General features: G+C 63.1%; 14 protein-coding genes and 2 pseudogenes. 4 read left to right on the top strand and 12 right to left on the bottom strand.

The genetic code is table 11. The features are described from left to right. Positions 1-24 precede the first annotated feature (24 nt). The 6 genes from X733_RS142395 to X733_RS142420 form a co-directional block, all read right to left on the bottom strand. Entirely contained in the window at positions 25-1,167 is a 1,143-nt protein-coding gene (locus X733_RS142395; protein ID WP_023819632.1) for a Gfo/Idh/MocA family oxidoreductase, read from the bottom strand. A gap of 11 nt (positions 1,168-1,178) precedes the next feature. Further along, positions 1,179-1,925 (bottom strand): sugar phosphate isomerase/epimerase, encoded by a 747-nt coding sequence (locus X733_RS142400; protein ID WP_023691997.1) that lies wholly within the window; start codon positions 1,923-1,925, stop codon positions 1,179-1,181. 118 nt (positions 1,926-2,043) lie between these two features. After that, positions 2,044-3,144 (bottom strand): ABC transporter ATP-binding protein, encoded by a 1,101-nt coding sequence (locus X733_RS142405; RefSeq protein ID WP_023726442.1) that lies wholly within the window; start codon positions 3,142-3,144, stop codon positions 2,044-2,046. Positions 3,145-3,149: 5 nt separating this feature from the next. Then, positions 3,150-4,085, bottom strand: coding sequence for a carbohydrate ABC transporter permease (locus X733_RS142410; protein WP_023669802.1), 936 nt, complete (start codon positions 4,083-4,085; stop codon positions 3,150-3,152). After that, positions 4,078-4,971 carry a sugar ABC transporter permease gene (locus tag X733_RS142415; RefSeq protein WP_023683029.1) on the bottom strand — a complete coding sequence of 298 codons (894 nt, stop codon included), beginning with the start codon at positions 4,969-4,971 and terminating at the stop codon, positions 4,078-4,080. The genes X733_RS142410 and X733_RS142415 overlap by 8 nt, the downstream gene beginning before the upstream one ends. Before the next feature lie 81 nt (positions 4,972-5,052). Continuing rightward, complete coding sequence (locus X733_RS142420; protein ID WP_023683028.1) at positions 5,053-6,291, bottom strand: ABC transporter substrate-binding protein; 1,239 nt, start codon at positions 6,289-6,291, stop codon at positions 5,053-5,055. Between the two features lie 392 nt (positions 6,292-6,683). On the opposite strand from X733_RS142420, the gene X733_RS142425 reads away from it, so the two are divergent. After that, positions 6,684-7,727: a LacI family transcriptional regulator gene (locus X733_RS142425; RefSeq protein ID WP_023683027.1), complete on the top strand. Its 1,044-nt coding sequence runs from the start codon at positions 6,684-6,686 to the stop codon at positions 7,725-7,727. A 33-nt stretch (positions 7,728-7,760) separates the two neighbouring features. Here X733_RS142425 and gndA read toward each other — a convergent pair whose 3' ends face one another. After that, positions 7,761-9,188, bottom strand: a complete 1,428-nt coding sequence (gndA, locus tag X733_RS142430; protein WP_031193812.1) for an NADP-dependent phosphogluconate dehydrogenase — start codon at positions 9,186-9,188, stop codon at positions 7,761-7,763. Positions 9,189-9,394: 206 nt separating this feature from the next. Here gndA and X733_RS142435 point away from each other — a divergent pair, with 206 nt between their 5' ends. After that, positions 9,395-9,832: a VOC family protein gene (locus X733_RS142435; RefSeq protein ID WP_023692002.1), complete on the top strand. Its 438-nt coding sequence runs from the start codon at positions 9,395-9,397 to the stop codon at positions 9,830-9,832. A 25-nt stretch (positions 9,833-9,857) separates the two neighbouring features. Here the strand turns inward: X733_RS142435 and X733_RS142440 are convergent, their stop codons facing one another. The 5 genes and pseudogenes from X733_RS142440 to X733_RS142455 form a co-directional block, all read right to left on the bottom strand. Beyond that, positions 9,858-11,483, bottom strand: coding sequence for a copper resistance CopC/CopD family protein (locus X733_RS142440; protein WP_031193809.1), 1,626 nt, complete (start codon positions 11,481-11,483; stop codon positions 9,858-9,860). Between the two features lie 53 nt (positions 11,484-11,536). Then, positions 11,537-12,054 (bottom strand): annotated as a pseudogene (locus tag X733_RS01000000166520) (YcnI family protein). Positions 12,055-12,093: 39 nt separating this feature from the next. Next, positions 12,094-12,633, bottom strand: coding sequence for a copper chaperone PCu(A)C (locus X733_RS142445; protein WP_031193807.1), 540 nt, complete (start codon positions 12,631-12,633; stop codon positions 12,094-12,096). A gap of 105 nt (positions 12,634-12,738) precedes the next feature. Next, complete coding sequence (locus X733_RS142450; RefSeq protein ID WP_023819624.1) at positions 12,739-13,095, bottom strand: DUF2946 family protein; 357 nt, start codon at positions 13,093-13,095, stop codon at positions 12,739-12,741. A 209-nt stretch (positions 13,096-13,304) separates the two neighbouring features. Beyond that, positions 13,305-14,207, bottom strand: coding sequence for a GntR family transcriptional regulator (locus X733_RS142455; RefSeq protein WP_023819623.1), 903 nt, complete (start codon positions 14,205-14,207; stop codon positions 13,305-13,307). 257 nt (positions 14,208-14,464) lie between these two features. On the opposite strand from X733_RS142455, the gene X733_RS142460 reads away from it, so the two are divergent. Both X733_RS142460 and X733_RS01000000166515 read left to right on the top strand, forming a co-directional pair. After that, positions 14,465-15,970: an altronate dehydratase family protein gene (locus tag X733_RS142460; RefSeq protein ID WP_023728563.1), complete on the top strand. Its 1,506-nt coding sequence runs from the start codon at positions 14,465-14,467 to the stop codon at positions 15,968-15,970. A 52-nt stretch (positions 15,971-16,022) separates the two neighbouring features. Further along, positions 16,023-17,031: pseudogene (locus tag X733_RS01000000166515) on the top strand (aldo/keto reductase). Positions 17,032-17,080: the final 49 nt, after the last annotated feature.

Raw genomic sequence — 17,080 nt, 5'->3', positions numbered from 1 at the left:
CGAGCGCGCCGACACCCTTCTACCTCATTTCTGCTTCGCCAACAGTCCTTTTGCGTCCTTGACGCCGAGTGCAGCCGGCCGCTCGCAGCTGGTCTGCATGGCGACGAACTTGCCGGTCTCGCCCGACCGCAACAGGCCGGTCATGACATCGACGGCATGCAGCGCGAGCTCCATCGAGCAACGATGCGGCCGGCCCTCGGCGATCGCCAGCGCCATGTCGGCAAGGCCTGCGGTGCGGTAGTTGGCCATCATGCCCTGGCCGTGCATTTCGTTGGGCACGCCGAACGGATGCTGCCATTTCGGCAGTTTCTTCACCGGTTTTGCCGCCTTGGTTATGCGCACGTCGCCACCGAAGAAATTCGGATCCGGCACGAACACCGTGCCCGTCTCGCCATAGAGTTCCATCGGCGCGTGACCATGCGCCCAGACGTCCCAGCTGGTGTTGAGCGTGATCACGGCGCCGTTCTCGAACTCCAGCAGGCCGTGGATCGTCGTCGGCGTGTTCACCGGGATTTTTTCGCCCGCGCGCGGTTTCGACGAGATCGTGCGTTCCTTGGCAGGCGTCGTCGCGAAGGCCGCCACCTGCTTCACCGGCCCGATCAGCTGGATCAGGTTGGTGATGTAGTAGGGCCCGATGTCGAGCACCGGCCCGGCGCCCGGCTGGAAGAAGAAATCGGGATTGGGGTGCCAGTGCTCCATGCCGTGGCCCATCACATGACAGGTGCCGCTGGTGATCTTGCCGAGCGCGCCGGTGTCGATGAGGTTGCGCACCAGCTGGTGCGCGCCGCCCAGGAACGTGTCCGGGGCCGAGCCGATGCGCAGCCCTTTCTTCTCGGCGCGGCTCTTGAGGTCGAGCCCTTCCTTGACCGACAGCACGAACGGCTTTTCCGAATAGACGTGCTTGCCGGCATCGAGGATCTGCTTCGACACCCCGTAGTGCACCGCCGGGATGGTGAGGTTGACGATGATGTCGATCTCGTCATCCTTGAGCAGTTCTTCGACGGTCTCGGCGCTCAGCTTGAACTCCTTCGCCCGTGCCTTCGCCGCGTCCATGTTGATGTCGGCGCAGGCGCGCATCTCGATGCCGCGAAACAGCGGCGCCAGCGAGAAATACGCTTTCGAGATGTTGCCGCAGCCGATGACGCCGATACCCAGTTTCTTTGCCATGATGATTGTTCCTAGTAAGCCTTGACGGATGCGAGCGAGCGGCTGGCGAAGCGCTCGATGTCGTTGGGGTTGTCCTGTTCCATGACGTAATATTTGGCCGCGCTCTTCGCCCGAAGTGTCTTGATCAGGCCGGCCCAGTCGATGGTGCCGTGGCCGACATCCGCCCAGCCGTCCTCGTCAAGGCCTTCGCCTGACTTGGCCATGTCCTTGACATGGACGGCGCTGATGCGCTTGCCGTGCTTTTCGATCCACGGCAGCGGATCGACGCCGCCGCGGATTACCCAGGCGACGTCCATCTCCCAGCCGATGTCGGGCGCAGCCGACAGGATGTGATCCTGCGGCACCGAGCCGTCGGCGAGTGTCTTGAACTCGAAATCATGGTTGTGCCAGGCAAAGCCGTAGCCGGCTTTTTTTGCGGTCTCGCCGACCTTGGCCAGACGCTCGCCAAAGCCGCGCCAGCCGGCAGCGTCGGCCGGCCGCTGCTCGGCCAGCAGATAGGGACAGATGACGAGCGTGATGCCGAGTGCGTCGGCTGTTTTGCGTACGCCGTCGAAATCATTCTCCAGCGCATCGATCGAGAAATGTCCGGTCGGCATCGAAAGCCCGTTCTTGTCGAGTTCGGCGCGGAACGCCTTGGGGTCGTCATAGACGCCGCCGAAACCTTCGACTTCCTTGTAGCCGAGCTTACCAAGCATTTTCAGGATGCCGTCCCACGGCTGGAAATTGCGGGCGCTGTAGAGTTGGAATGACCAGTTCATCGTCTCTGTCCGTTTCTTGGGTGGTTAAGGCTTGGGGATGTTTTCGGGGGATCGTTTTCGCGAGATCGTTTTAGGGGGATCGTTCTTGGGAGGATGGTTTGCGGATGATTCTAGAGGGTCACAGGCGATTGCCGGTCGCAGCGTCGAACAGCGAGGCGCGCGCCGGATCGAAACCGAACTGGATCGGATCGCCGCCGCGCAGCGTCCGTTCCGCCTCGACGCGGAAGGAGAGGTTGCGGCCGGCAAGCTTCGTCCACACCAGCGTGTCGGAACCCATCGGCTCCACGATCTCGACCGAACCGCCGGCTGAAAACGGCATCGACTTCGCCGCGTCACCGAAAGCGATATGTTCAGGCCGGATGCCCAGCACGCAAGCGCCGGCCGGGCGCTCCGTGCCGTCAAAGGTATAGCGATCGAGCGGCACCGAAACACCGTCGGTCCTGAACACTGGAGCAGCACTGGCCTCCAGCTCCCCTTCGAGGAAATTCATCGCCGGCGAGCCGAGGAAGCCGGCGACAAACCGGTTGACGGGCCGGTTATAGATCGTCTGCGGCGCGTCAAGCTGCTGGATGACGCCGCCGCGCATGACCGCGATACGGTCGGCCAGCGTCATCGCCTCGATCTGGTCGTGGGTGACGTAGATCATGGTGTTCTGCAGCTTGCGATGCAGAAGCTTGATTTCGACGCGCAGTTCCGAGCGCAGCTTGGCGTCGAGATTGGATAGTGGCTCGTCGAACAGGAAGACGTCGACGTCGCGCACCAGCGCCCGCCCGATCGCCACGCGCTGGCGTTGGCCGCCGGACAAGGCCGCGGGCTTGCGCTGCAAAAGCGGCTCGATCTGCAGGATCTCGGCGGCGCGGGCGATGCGCTTGGCGATCTCGTCCCTGGGCACGCCGGCAACGCGCAGGCCGAACGACAGGTTCTTCTCCACCGTCATTTGCGGATAAAGCGCATAGGACTGGAACACCATGCCGATGCCGCGATCCTTGGGCTCTTCCCAGGTGACGTTCTTGCCCTTGATGAAGATGCGGCCTTCGGAAATATCGAGCAGCCCGGCGATGCAGTTGAGCAAGGTCGACTTGCCGCAGCCCGAGGGACCGAGCAGCACGATGAACTCGCCCTCTGCGACCTCGAGATTGAGGGTCTGCAGCACCGATACAGAGCCGAAGTTCAGGGACAGGTCCTGGATCGAAACGCTGGTGCCGTTGGCTGCCGTCATCGCCATCACCCTTTCACCGCACCGGCGGCGATGCCGCGCACGAAAAGCTTGCCGGAAATGAAGTAGACGATGAGTGGCACAAGGCCGGTCAGGATGGTGGCGGCCATGTTGACGTTGTACTCCTTCACGCCTTGCACCGAATTGACGATGTTGTTGAGCTGCACCGTCATCGGATAGGTGTCGGGGCGGGTGTAGACGACGCCGAACAGGAAGTCGTTCCAGATGCCGGTGACCTGCAGGATGATGGCGACGACGAAGATCGGCAGCGACATCGGCGCCATGATCCGCAGGAAGATGCCCCAGAAGCCGGCGCCGTCGACCCGTGCCGCCCTGAACAGCTCTTCCGGCATCGAGGCAAAATAGTTGCGGAACAAAAGCGTGAGGATCGGCATGCCGAAGATGGAATGGACGATCACCAGGCCGCTGAGGCTGCCGTAGAGGCCGATCTCGCGCAGGATGATGACGATCGGATAGATCATCACCTGATAGGGGATGAAGGCGCCGACGATCAGGATGACGAAGAATGTGTCGGCGCCCTTGAAGCGCCAGTTGGCGAGCGCATAGCCGTTCACCGAGGCGATCGCGATCGACAGCAGCACTGACGGCACCGTGATGCGCACCGAATTCCAGAAGCCGCGCGAAAGCCCGTCGCAATTGAGGCCGGTGCAGGCCGTCGCCCACGCCTTCACCCACGGTTCGAACGTGATTTCGAGCGGCGGCGAGAAGATATTGCCCATCCGTATCTCGGGCATGCCCTTGAGCGACGTGACCACCATCACATAGAGCGGCAGCAGATAGTAGACTGCCACCACGATCAGCGTGCCATAGAGGAAGATGTTGCGGCGCGAGAAGACATGCCGCGGCTTCGGCCCGCGCGGCCCCGAGGCTTCGCGCTCGGCGGCACCCGCGCTGGCGGGCAAAGGGACGGCCGGGTCAGCCACGCTTCCTGCCTCCGAATTCAAGGTAGGCCCACGGCACGACGACGATCACCACCGAGAGCAGCATCATGGTCGAGGCGGCGAAGCCCTGGCCAAGATTCTGTGCGAAGAACATGTAGTCATAGACATATTTGGCAGGCACTTCGGAGGCGATTCCGGGGCCGCCACTGGTCTGGGCGACAACGAGGTCGTAGACCTTGACGATCCCCGACGCGATGATGACCAGCGTGGTGATGAAAACCGGCCGCATCATCGGGATGACGATGAACAGATAGGTCTTCCACATCGGGATCCCGTCTACCCGCGCCGCCTTCCAGATGTCCTCGTCGATGCCGCGCAGGCCGGCCAGCATCAAGCACATGATGAGCCCGGTGCCTTGCCACAGCGCCGCAATCGAAATGCCGTAGATGACGATGCTGGAATTGTAGAGCGGGTCGAAGTTGAAGCTCGTCCAGCCGAGGTCCCGCACCACATGCTGGATGCCGAAATCCGGATTGAGCAGCCACTGCCAGACCAGGCCGGTGACGATGAAGGAAAGCGCGAACGGATAGAGGAAGATGGTGCGGAACGTGTCCTCGAAACGGATCTTCTGGTCGAGAAGCGCTGCAAGCAGGAAGCCGATGACCAGTGAGAACACGAGCGAGATCGCGCCGTAGATCAAAAGGTTCTCGATCGAGATCAGCCAGCGCGGCGTCGCCCACAGCCGGTAATACTGGTCGAGCCCGGCGAAATTCAGCCGTGGCAGCAGCTTCGAATTGGTAAAGGAATAGAACACCGTCCAGACGGTGCCGCCGACGAAAACCACCGACGCGGTGAGGATCATCGGGATCGAGGCGACCTTCGCATTGATGTTGCGGAACAGCGGGTTGGGGCGTTCGCTCTTGCTCATCTCGTCAGCCGGCTGGGTAAGGGCGGTGCGATCCCGGCCCTGCTTTCGCAAGGCCGGGAGCGAGGTGTATTGCCTCCAACGTCAGTCTGCCGAAGCGATGAGGTCGGCGAAGCGCTTCTGCGCGTCTTCGATGGTCAGGTCCGGCTTGGCGAAGAATTCGGCGAAGAGATCTTCCTTCTGCTTCTGGGTATCCTGCGAAAGCAGTTGGTCAGTCCACGGAATGACGGCGCCCTTGGCGAGGATCGCCAGACCCTTCTTCATGCAGTCATTGGCCGCGTTGAGATCGACGTCGCCGCGCACCGGTAGCGAGCCCTTCTTGAGATTGAAGGCGACCTGAGTCTTGGGGTCGAGCAGCGTCTCTGCCAACACCTCCTGCGCCTTGGACTTGTCGGCGTCCTTGAGCAGCGGGAAATAGAAGGCGTCGCCGCCGGTGGCGATCACTTCGTTCAGACCGAGGCCCGGCAGGCAGGCATAGTCCTTGCCGGCGACCTTGCCGGCAACCTGGAACTCGCCTTGCGCCCAGTCACCCATGATCTGGCCACCGGCCTTGCCGGTGATGACGAGATTGGTTGCCTGGTTCCAGTCCTGCACATTGGTGTTCTTCGCCATCTTGCGGGCATCGTCGGCGGCCTTGAAGACCTTGGCGATCTCGGGCCCGGCGGCGAACTTGGCATCCTTGTCCTTGTAGACCTTAAGGAACGCGTCGGTGCCGCCGACCGCCGCCAGCAGCACGTCGAAGGCGCCGGAAGATTGCCAGGCCTGTCCGCCGACAGCGAGCGGGATGATGCCCGCCTTTTCCAGGGCGGGCGCTGCCGCCACGAATTCATTCCAGTCCTTCGGCAGCGGCACGCCGGCCTTCTCGAAGGCTTCGTTCGACAGCCACAACCACTGCCAGGAGTGGATATTGACCGGCACGCAATAGATCTTGCCGTCGATGGTGCAGCTGTCGAGCAGGCTCTTCGGCCGCACGATTTCCGTCCACTTGCCCTTGGTGGCGACATCGGTGAGGTCGCGCATCAGGCCGGCCTGCACCAGTTCTTCGGCCTGCCGGCCGTGATTGAACTGGGTGGCGCCCATCGGATCGCCGCCGGTGATGCGGCTGATCATGATCGGCCGTGCCGTGCCGCCGGATCCGGCAATGGCGCCGTCGACCCAGTGATTGCCGGTCGCGTCAAAAGCCTTCGCGAATTCCGCAACCGCCGCCGCCTCGCCGCCCGACGTCCACCAATGGGTGACTTCCAGGTCGGTGGCGGCCGCCGGGCCGGCAAGCTGAAGCGCGGCCGTCGCGGCAAGGGCAGCGGTCAAAAGTCTATAGCGCATTTCGGTTCCTCCCAGAATCTGAAACGTTACAGATTTTCGATACGGCAATTATGCGGAGCGTGCAACCCCTGAGATAAACGCGCTCGAATGTTTTTTCGAGGCGCGAACAAATTCGTTGCGTGCAAACCGGCAAACTCCGCGCAAAACCGGGTGCTGCGCTGCAAAATCATGCTGCAGCGCAAGAAAACCGTCTCGAACCTGATTGTCGCGCAACGTTTCTGGCCGCCAAAACCCTGCCAAAACCATGGCTTGAGAGACCCACGCGCTGCGATGTTGGAAATCTGTAACGTTTCAGTATATTGAGGCCTGACGGCGAAGAACCGTGCCACATCGTCATCGAAGCGATTGTCGGCTGGTCCGGCGGCTGCTATGCGCCTGACGGGGCGGGACGAATGGACAGGGACCAGACGGAGAAGGACGACGAGGCGTCGGCGCATGAGCGGCCGACGCTGAAAACGCTTGCCTTCATGACCGGGCTCGGCGTCACCACCGTCTCGCGCGCGCTCAAGGATGCACCCGAGATCGGCGCCGAGACCAGGCGGCGGGTTCAACTCGTCGCCAGGCAGATCGGCTACCGGCCGAACCGCGCCGGCGTGCGCCTGCGGACTGGCAAGACCAATGTTATCAGCCTCGTGCTCAATACCGAGCGCGAGATCATGAGCTTTGTCTCGGACATCATCTACGGCGTCTCGGAGGTCATTGCCGACACACCCTATCACCTGATCGTCACGCCCTACTCGCGCTCGCAGGATCCGCTGGACCCGGTAAAGTATCTGGTCGAGTCCGGCTCGGCCGATGGCGTCATCATCTCACGCACGCAGCCCAACGATCCGCGCGCCCGCTACATGCTGGAGCGTGGCATACCCTTTGCCACGCATGGCCGCACCGATATGGGGCTTGTCCACCCCTATCACGACTTCGACAATTACGCCTTCGCCGCCGAAGCGGTGCGCCATCTGGCCAGCGTCGGCCGGCGCCGGCTGGCGCTGGTAGCGCCGCCGGTCGGGCTCACCTATTACGACCACACGGTCAATGGCTTTGCCGACGCACTGAGCGAGGTCGACGCCAGCGAAGTGCCGTTCAACGCTGTTTCGATCGACCAGTCGATCGATCAGATCAGGACGCGGACCGCGCAGTTGATGCGCCGCGACGTCAGGCCGGACGGTTTCGTCAGCAGCGCCGCCGCAGCAACGCTGGCCATCGTCGCCGGCATCGAGGATGCCGGCCTGAAACTCGGCCGCGACGTCGATGTCGTGTCCAAGCAATCGTCGGAACTGCTGCATCTGTTCCGCCGGGAGTTGCTGATCGTCAACGAAGACTTCCGCCTCGCCGGCACCGAGCTTGCCCGCGCCGTGCTGGGCTGGATAGGCGGCGCGGCACCTGGCTCTTTGCAGACTGTGGTCAAGCCAGGCGACGTCGTCGCGTATCAGGGCTGACTGGCACGACCTGAGAGGCCGCCTCACCTGACCCTAGCCGGCAGCGCCGCTGCCCCATGGGCCATGGAAAGCCCCCTGCTCGCCGATGCGCTCGAAACCATGCGCGCCGAAGAAATCGCGCTGCGCCTGGATCAGGTTCGAGGTGCCGCGGCCCTGGCGGTAGCTGTCGAAATAGGCAAGCGCCGACGCCAGCGCCGGCACGGGCGAACCGGCCTCCGACGCTCTTGCGACGATGCGCCGGAGCGACGGATGCGCCTCCTGCATCATGGTGGTGAAAGCCGGCGCCATCAAAAGGTTGGTGGACGCGCCGCCTGAGCCGAAGGCTTCCGCCATGGTGTCGAGCATCTGCGAGCGGATGATACAGCCGGCACGCCAGATCTTGGCGATGGTCGGCATCGGCAAGTTCCAGTTGAACTCCTTCGAGGCGGCGCTCATCACCGCGAAACCTTGTGCATAGGCGGCGATCTTGCCGGCGAGCAGCGCCAGCTCCAGGTCTTTCAGAAGTGCCGCCTTGTCGCCGGAGATCTTGATGACGCCGATATTGCCATAGGCTTTTTCGGCCGCCTGCCGCTCATCCTTGATCGAGGACAGCACGCGGGCCGCCACCGCCGCCTCGATGGCCGTCGCCGGAATGCCGAGCTGCTGCGCCTCGATGACAGACCATTTGCCGGTGCCCTTCTGGCCGGCACGGTCGAGGATGATGTCGACCACCGGCTTGCCGGTCTTTGCATCGTCGGCGGCCAGCACCTTGGCGGTGATCTCGATCAGATACGAATCGAGCCGGCCCTTGTTCCAGTCCTCGAAGACCTTGCCGATCTCCTTCGGCCCCATGCCGAGACCGTCACGCAGGATGCCGTAGATCTCGGCGATCATCTGCATGTCGGCATATTCGATGCCGTTGTGGATGGTTTTCACGAAATGCCCGGCGCCGTCTGTGCCAAGCCAGGCAGCGCACGGTTCATCCTTGAACTTAGCCGAGATCGCGGTCAGCACGCGTTCGACGCGCTTCCAGGAGTCTTCGGTGCCGCCGACCATGATCGACGGTCCATGGCGCGCGCCTTCCTCGCCGCCGGATACGCCCATGCCTATGAAGGTGAGACCTGAGCCCGACAGTTCCGAAAAGCGCCGCATCGTATCGCGGAAATTGGCGTTGCCGGCATCGATGACGATATCGTTGTCAGACAACACGCCGCGCAGCGCTTCGATCTGTTCGTCGACCGGCTTGCCGGCCAGCACCATGATGATGATCGGGCGCGGCGGCTTGATCGCAGCTGCCAGTTCCTCCAGGCTGTAGCAGGGCACTACCATGTCCCTGAGCGAACCGGCGCCTTCGAGGAAGGCATCGGTGCGCGCCTTGGTGCGGTTGAAGACGGCGATGCGGTGCCCGTGCTCGGCAATGTTGAGCGCGAGGTTGGAGCCCATTGTGCCAAGGCCGATCAGGCCTATTTCGGCTTTTTCCATCGTTTCTTCCCTGCTTTCGGATTTTGTTGAGGCCGCGTTTTTCGGGATGCCCATTTTTCGGCGAGATGATTGACGGGCCTTTCGCGCCACGTCAACCGCCTCGCCGAATTGTGTTGCGTCTGCGTTGTGTCAGACCGAGTCAGGAAGGGTCAGTTGGTGACCAGGCGACGCCTTGCCGATCGAACATATGACGTTAGGTTGAACTTATGGCAGTCAAACGGATGGACAATGTCGGGATCGTCGTCGATGACCTCGACGAGACGATTGCCTTCTTTCGCGAGCTCGGCCTCGAACTGGAAGGGCGGGCGACGATCGAAGGCGAGTGGGCCGGACGTGTCACCGGGCTCGGCGATCAGCACGTCGAGATTGCCATGATGCGCACACCGGATGGCCATAGCCGGCTCGAGCTCTCCCGCTTCCTCACGCCGACGGTCGTCGCCGATCACCGCAACGCCCCGGTCAATGCCCTGGGCTACCTGCGCGTCATGTTTACCGTGGACGACATCGACGACACGCTTGAAAGGCTCCGCAAGCGTGGCGCGCAGCTGGCCGGTGAAGTCGTCCGTTACCAGGACGTGTATCGGCTCTGCTACATCCGCGGGCCGGAAGGGCATCTCATCGGGTTAGCCCAGGAACTCGGCTGAGCGCCCTTCGCAGGCGGGCTGAATATCACTCGGCGCGGATATCGATCGGCGCTTCGATCTTTACCACTTCGAAATCCGAAACCAGAATATCGAGCCGCGCCGTCCAGCGGCCTGGAATCGGAATGACGAGATTATCGACGCGCCAGGTGCCGTCGCCTGGCTTGGTCGCCGGACGCTTGATCGGCTCGATCCCCGAATCGGGCTTGGACAGCACCAGCGTCACTTCCTTGGCGTCGAGCGGGCCGAAATCGCCATCCATGATGACGATGGAGGCGGTGACCTCCCCGGTATGGCCGGGCGTGATGTCGATGTCGGCCATCGCCTTCATAGTGTGGATATGGGTCGACGTCGGTTGTGCCGCGGCGATTGCCAGGGCCCGTGGCGGCGGCGTGAAGCGCCAGCCGGCGGCAACGCCGAAGATCAGGAGCACGATCAGCATTTCGACTGAGATCGAGCGGCTAAGCCGTCGCCGCACTTCCATCGCTCCGGCCTCGGCCAAGGCGGTGAGCCGCCATCGATTGACCGCCGCCAGCGTGAACAGAAACACCAGCAGCGCCAGCTTGATCAGCAGCAGCCGGCCATAGGCGGTGTTGACCAGTGCCGCCGGTGTCTGCACCTGGATGATGGCGAGCACCACACCGGCGGCGGCAAGCACTACCACCACGGGCATGATCGCGCGCGAAAACCGCCGCAGGAACGCCCCGGCTTCCACCGATTGGCTGCTCAACGCCAGGCCGAGCGGCAGCAATGCTCCAGCCCAGAAAGCGATGCCGGCGCCATGCAGGAACACCATAGGCCGCGTCAGCCATTGCGGTTCGGCTGCACTGGCATGGCCGCTGGCGGCAAGGGCTGCACCCACACCGGCCAGCCCGGAGAGCGCCAACGGCCTGGCGCCAGCACGCGATCCGACCAACGACAGCAGGCCAAGCCCGAGCGCCGCCAGCGAAATCAGCACCGTCCAGCCGAAGCTGGTGCCAAGCGCCGTCCGCCAGACCACCGGTTGCGCCAGCCGGGCGAGTGGCGCGCCCAGCGCGTCCAGCCCCTCGAACCCGAGCGACAGGGGTGCTGCGACCAGCCCGCACAGGATGGCGGCAATGACGAAGCGCTGGCCTGAGCGCTGGCCTTGCGCCAGCCATGTCAGCGCGAAGGCGCCGCCAATGCCGAGGAAAAGCCCGATGTAGAGAAGAACCTTGCCGGTCCAGATCGCTGACCGCAAATCTATGTCGACAGCTTCCCCCACCGCCGGCGCCGCACTTGGCGCGCCAACGGAAAACAGCACCGAGCCGCCGACCGGATGGCCATCGGCGGAAATCACCCGCCAGCTCAAGACATGGGTGCCCGGCCCGAGCTTTTGTGGATTGTCGATCTCAACCGTTTGGTCGCTCAACCGAAACGAGGTCAAAGCGACAGGCGTACCGTCGGGCCGCACCAAGGTCAGCACCAGCGGCGACACAGGCTCGCTGAAGGTCAGCGAAAATTGCGTCGGCGCTCGCTCCAGAACCGCGCCGTCGGCAGGCTCGGCCTTGATCAGCGCCGCATGGGCAAAGGCCTGGTTTGGCGTGGCAAGGACGGCAAGCAGCAGGATCGCGGCCAGCAGGCCGAAGCACCTGCCGGCTGTCCGTTCTATCCGCTGAAAACAGGCCACGTTCATGCCATCCACCAAAACAGTGGCGCGCCGCTTCGAAGCAGCGCGCCGCCAATGCATCATTTCTTCGGCAGCAGGTTGAGGCCGGGCGCCGGATCTTCCAGCGCATCCTCCTCCTGACCAGCCGCCGGAATCTCTATCCAACGCGTGGTGGCGCCATCGCATTCCTGCACCACCGGAAAATAGAGTTTTTGCCCGGCCGGCAGATCGGCGGCCAACGTGCCGCGGAAGACGAACTCGTCATAAAATTCATCCGGCAGGCTGCCGCCGCTCCAGTCGACTTCCTTGACGCCCGAGGTCACCGCCTCGCCATAGAGCTGGTAGGATTTCTCGTACTTGCCTTTCTTGACCTGCAGCGTCCAGCCGGGCTTGGGCATCGGCTTCACCCCGATCACCCCTTCCGGGATCTGCACGCGCACGGCAATCTCGCCTTGCCTTCGCAGCCATGCGGCACGCGCAGCACGGCCTTGTAGGTCGAACCGACCGCAGCCTCCTTTGTTTCGAGCGTGATATGGGCTAAGGCGGCACTTGTCCCCAGGACGAGGAATGCAGCGGCCGGCAAAAGATGCTTGTTCATGATGGGTCCCTCTCGAAAAAATTGATTGGCAATAATTGGTCAGTCGTTGTCTTCCAGGGGTGGCGCGCTGCCTATGGCTTGCACGGCAAACTCGACGGTCACGGTTCCGGCCCTCTCGAAAGTCAGCGTAGCGGCAAACATCTGGCCTTCTTTAGGGGGCTGCTTCAAATCCATGAACATCACGTGGTAGGCGCCGGGACCCAGCGTGATCTTGCCGCCCGCCGGAATGTCCAGGCCGCCACTGACCGGGCGCATGGTCATGACGCCGTCTTTGACTCCCATTTCATGCAGTTCGGCCTTGCCCGAAATGTCGGAGGCAATCGACAGCAGCCGGTCCGGCGCGCTGCCCTTGTTGACGATGGTGAAATAGCCGCCGGCGACCTTGGCGCCGGCTGGCGTGGCACGGGACCAGGGATGCTCGATCTCGATGTCACCGGCCTTGAACTCATGCGCAAGGACGGAATGGGCGCCGGCGAACAACAGTGCAAAGGCAAAGAGGGCGCTGCCGAGACGCTGCTCGATAGTGGTGAAGATAGGGGTGCTGCAGCGCAACGCGCCGGCATGACGAAAACGGGACATGGGTAGCCTCCATGAATATGAAGTCGCACCGTTGTTAGGCTGCGAACGTGTTTATCATTGGATGATTATCGCCCGCGCGGGTTACGCCAAGCGAGCGGCGGCTTTTCAGCCGGCAAGCGGCGGGGCGCGCGGATTGGCCGGAGAGCGCTCACGCGTGACGTCGTGATGCCTGACTGCCGGCGGGAGAAACGCGACTGTTTCAAAAGACAGGCTCACCGGCGCCACGCCGACGCCTGCCGGCGGCGCATGGGCGACGGAGGCCGTGCTGCAGCCGAGCATGCAGCACGCCGGCATGTGCGGCTGGTGCGGATCCCCGCCGGGAAACTGGACCGCCCCCTCATGTGTACAGATGACGTTGCCGAAAGCGTCGAGTTGCGAGGCGTCCGGCGCAATGCCGAAAGCAAACACGCCGAGCGTCGACTGGAGCAGCAGCACACAGGCCGCGACAAAGGCGGCCGTCATGCTCCATCTCTTACGCCGGAAGTTCAAAGACCTGCCTCTTCACGCAGCAACGCTTGGATATCTAGCACGCGGCATGCCGGCGGAAAATCGCCAAACCATAGCTGCGGCAACGCGGCGCGTTCGATGCTTGTCGCCAAAAGTGCGCAGCGGTTTTGGGATAAGGGCATGCATAGGACCTTGTGCGCATAACCTCCCTTCGGACGTCGCAGTCAGGAAGCCGGGCGGCCGCCGATTTCCGGAATCGACGTCAACAGCGTGTGGCGCGCCGACTTCAGATGCTTGCGGCAGGCGGCGTCGACCTTGCCGAGATCGCGCGATTTGAGCGATGTGATATAGGCGAGATGCTCGCTCACCGCGACTTCGTTGCGCTCGCGCTCCTGCGCCTTGTTCCACTGGTAGTGGTAGTGAAAGATCATGGCGATGACGTCGTAGAAGTCGACGATGAAGCGATTGTGCGACGCCCGGTGGATCAGCCGGTGGAAGCGCTCGTCGAGCTCCGAGAATTCGTTGAAGCGGGTGGCGATTTCGCTTGCCAGAAGCCGGTGCTCGTCTTCCAGCCGGTCGAGATCCGCCCAGACCGGACTATCCCCAGGCAAGGCGGCAAAGGCCGCCGCCGAGCGTATCTCGAACATCTCGCGGATTTCAGTGAGTTCGAGCGCAAAGGCACGGGTAAATCCTTTCAGCACCCAGTGGCTGTTGCGCCGCTTCTCGATCAGGCCGAAGCGGGAGAAGCGGATCAGGAACTCGCGCACGCTGGTGGTGCCGACGCCGATCTCGCGCGCCAGTTCGAGCTCGTTGATCTGCATGCCGGCCTCTGCACCGCCGGCCAGCAACCTGCGCATAAACGACCGCTCGATGATCTGGGCCAGTGTGTCTGTCTCCTCCTCGGGGAAGAAATCATCCGGCTTCGGCGTCCTGAGCACTGTCTTGCTGCGTTTGTTCCACGCGATCAGCCCGGTCTCTTCCATGCGCGCCAGAATGGTGCGCACGGTGGTACGGCTGACGCCAAGCAAAGTGCCCAGCTCCGGCTCCGACGGCAGGCTCTGCGTCTCATCGAGCAGCCGCAGACCCCTATTGTAAGCGTCCTTGTAGACGTTGTTGCTCTTCGACATCCCTGCCCCGTTGCGCGCCGGCGCTTGCTGTGGCTGGCTTGAAGCGCGATATCACATATGTCCTGGCGCTCACCCGGCAAGGCAAAACGCTCTGCGTGTCAGACGCCGCTCCCCACAAGCCAAGCGTCCATCGGACGCATGGTCTCCTCCTGAAAAAACAATTGACGCACAAATGTTTTTTCACGATAAAAGACATTATATGTAAACAGACGCGTGTCAATCCGCGCATCCCCAGGAACAGACCCAGGAAACTGCCCGTGAACGCCTCGAACAGCATTCTTCTGTCCCCCGCCGACAATGTCGCGGTCGCCAATGGCCGCATCGAGATCGGCACCCCTCTGCCCGGCGGCGCCGTCGCCACGGCCTTGATCGAGCCCGGCCACAAGGTGGCGATCAAGCCTATCGCCGCCGGCGAGGCGGTGGTCAAGTATGCCCAGGCCATCGGCCGCGCCACCCAGGACATCGCGCCCGGCGACCACGTCCATTCGCACAATCTGGTTTTTGAATCCGGCCGCCTGCCGGTGGTGCCGCCGAGCGAAGCGGAGCACGCCACCGAAGCTGACCGCGCCCGGACATTCATGGGCTATCGTCGCGCCGATGGCCGTGCAGGCACGCGCAACTTCATCGGCATCATCGCCAGCGTCAATTGCTCGGCCACCGTCTGCCACGCCATTGCCGACGAGGCCAACCGCGTGCTGTTGCCGAAATATCCGGGGATCGACGGCTTCGTCCCGATCGTCCATGGCCAGGGCTGCGGCATGAGCGGCACCGGCGACGGCATGATGGTGCTGCACCGCACGCTCGCCGGCTACACCCGCCACCCGAATTTCGGTGGCGCGCTGATGGTCGGCCTCGGCTGCGAGGTCAACCAGCTCACCCTTTACGGCCAGAAGGGTGCGGCGGCGGGAAAACGCCATTTCAATATCCAGGACGCCGGCGGTTCGCGCAAATCGGTCGCAAAGGCGATGGGCGTGCTCGCCGAAATCGCCGAGGAAGTCGGCCAGTATCAGCGCGAGCCGATCCCGGTCTCGGAGATCGTCGTCGGCCTGCAATGCGGCGGTTCCGACGGCATGTCGGGCATCACCGCCAATCCCGCGCTGGGAGCGGCGGTCGACATCCTGGCCGGCGTCGGCGGCATCGGCATCCTGTCGGAGACGACGGAGATCTATGGCGCCGAACATCTGCTCGCCTATCGCGCGGCAACGCCGGAGATCGCCAAGAAGCTCGACGGTTTTGTCAAATGGTGGGAAGACCACGTCGCCAAGCACGGCGCTTCGATCGACAACAACCCCTCGCCCGGCAACAAACGCGGCGGCCTGACCACCATTCTGGAAAAGTCGCTGGGCGCCGTCGCCAAGGGCGGCCAGACTCCGCTCAACGGCGTCTTCGGTTATGCCGAAAAGGTCACCGGCAGTGGCCTGGTGTTCATGGACACGCCCGGTTACGACCCGGTCTCGGCGACCGGTCAGGTGGCGGGCGGCGCCAACATCATCGTCTTCACCACCGGCCGCGGCTCCTGCTTCGGCTGCCGGCCGACGCCGTCGATCAAGGTCGCCACCAACTCGACCATGTACCACCAGATGGAAGAGGACATGGACGTCAATTGCGGTGTCATCGCTTCGGGTGAGAAGACCATCGCCGGCATGGGCCGGGAACTCTTCGAACTCATCGTCGAGACGGCATCGGGCCGCAAGACCAAGAGCGAGGCGTTCGGCTACGGCGACAACGAGTTCGTGCCGTGGCACCTCGGCGCGACGCTCTAACCACCGACGAAAAAAGCGGGCTGCAACGACGGCTCACAAGGGGAGGCTTTGGATGGACAAACGCCGCATCGGCACGACTGCGCTCGAGGTCACTGAGATAAGCTTCGGCGGGGCGGCGATCGGCGGGCTCTACCGGGCCTGTCCGCGCGAAGCGGCGATGGAGACGCTGCAGACAGCCTGGGATGCCGGCCTGCGCTATTTCGACACCGCGCCCTTCTATGGCTTCGGCCTGTCGGAACGGCGGACCGGCGATTTCCTGCGCTACAAGCCGCGGGATTCCTATGTGCTGTCGACCAAGGTCGGACGGTTGTTCCGCCCGGTGCCGGAAGACCAGGTTCCCGATCATTCCTATGTCGACCCGCTGCCCTTCGCGCTCGACTACGACTACTCCTATGACGGCATCATGCGCTCGGTCGAGTTCTCCTATGCCCGGCTCGGGCTGAACCGGATAGACATCCTGTTTGTGCACGACATCGGCACCTACACACATGGCGTCGAGAAGACGAAGCTGCACTTTCGCCAGCTGGTGGACGGCGGCTTGAAGGCGCTGGACGAGCTTAGAACGTCCGGTGTAATTTCCGCCTATGGGCTCGGCGTCAACGAGGTGCAGATCTGCCTCGACGTGCTGCGCGAAGCACCGCTCGACTGCATCCTGCTGNATCCTGCTGGCCAGCCGCTATTCGCTGCTCGACCGCTCGGCTGAAGCCGAGTTGCTGCCGCTGTGTCGTGAGCGACAGACTTCGCTCATCATCGGCGGCGTCTTCAACTCCGGCATCCTGGCGACCGGACCGGTGCACGGTGCGCATTTCGACTATCTGCCGGCGACGCAGGACATACTCGAGCGTGTCGGCGCGATGGAGAAAATCGCTGATGAGGGCGGATATCCGCTGGCGGCGGCTGCATTGCAGTTTCCGCTGCAGGAGCCTGTCGTGGCCAGCGTGCTGACCGGAACGGCCAAGCCCGCCAACCTGACGCGCAACCTCGACCTGTTCGACGTCCAGGTGCCGCAAGCGGAATTCGCCCGCTACGCTCCCTACACCATCGTGCAGGAGCTCGGCTGACGAAACGCCACGATCACGGTTCTCAAGAAGGAATGAATATTCCATATTG

It is taken from the genome of Mesorhizobium sp. L2C066B000 (genome assembly GCF_000502335.1).
GTDB lineage: Bacteria > Pseudomonadota > Alphaproteobacteria > Rhizobiales > Rhizobiaceae > Mesorhizobium.
The sequence above is the reverse complement of the archived record's forward strand: the minus strand, read 5'-3'. Positions and strand labels throughout refer to the sequence as shown.

Excerpts from the sequence above, each read along its gene's own strand:
- X733_RS142395 (WP_023819632.1), bottom strand. The coding sequence starts at position 1,167 with ATGGCAAAGAAACTGGGTATCGGCGTCATCGGCTGCGGCAACATCTCG.
- X733_RS142400 (WP_023691997.1), bottom strand. The coding sequence starts at position 1,925 with ATGAACTGGTCATTCCAACTCTACAGCGCCCGCAATTTCCAGCCGTGG.
- X733_RS142405 (WP_023726442.1), bottom strand. The coding sequence starts at position 3,144 with ATGACGGCAGCCAACGGCACCAGCGTTTCGATCCAGGACCTGTCCCTG.
- X733_RS142415 (WP_023683029.1), bottom strand. The coding sequence starts at position 4,971 with ATGAGCAAGAGCGAACGCCCCAACCCGCTGTTCCGCAACATCAATGCG.
- X733_RS142420 (WP_023683028.1), bottom strand. The coding sequence starts at position 6,291 with ATGCGCTATAGACTTTTGACCGCTGCCCTTGCCGCGACGGCCGCGCTT.
- X733_RS142425 (WP_023683027.1), top strand. The coding sequence starts at position 6,684 with ATGGACAGGGACCAGACGGAGAAGGACGACGAGGCGTCGGCGCATGAG.
- gndA (WP_031193812.1), bottom strand. The coding sequence starts at position 9,188 with ATGGAAAAAGCCGAAATAGGCCTGATCGGCCTTGGCACAATGGGCTCC.
- X733_RS142435 (WP_023692002.1), top strand. The coding sequence starts at position 9,395 with ATGGCAGTCAAACGGATGGACAATGTCGGGATCGTCGTCGATGACCTC.
- X733_RS142440 (WP_031193809.1), bottom strand. The coding sequence starts at position 11,483 with ATGAACGTGGCCTGTTTTCAGCGGATAGAACGGACAGCCGGCAGGTGC.
- X733_RS142445 (WP_031193807.1), bottom strand. The coding sequence starts at position 12,633 with ATGTCCCGTTTTCGTCATGCCGGCGCGTTGCGCTGCAGCACCCCTATC.
- X733_RS142450 (WP_023819624.1), bottom strand. The coding sequence starts at position 13,095 with ATGACGGCCGCCTTTGTCGCGGCCTGTGTGCTGCTGCTCCAGTCGACG.
- X733_RS142455 (WP_023819623.1), bottom strand. The coding sequence starts at position 14,207 with ATGTCGAAGAGCAACAACGTCTACAAGGACGCTTACAATAGGGGTCTG.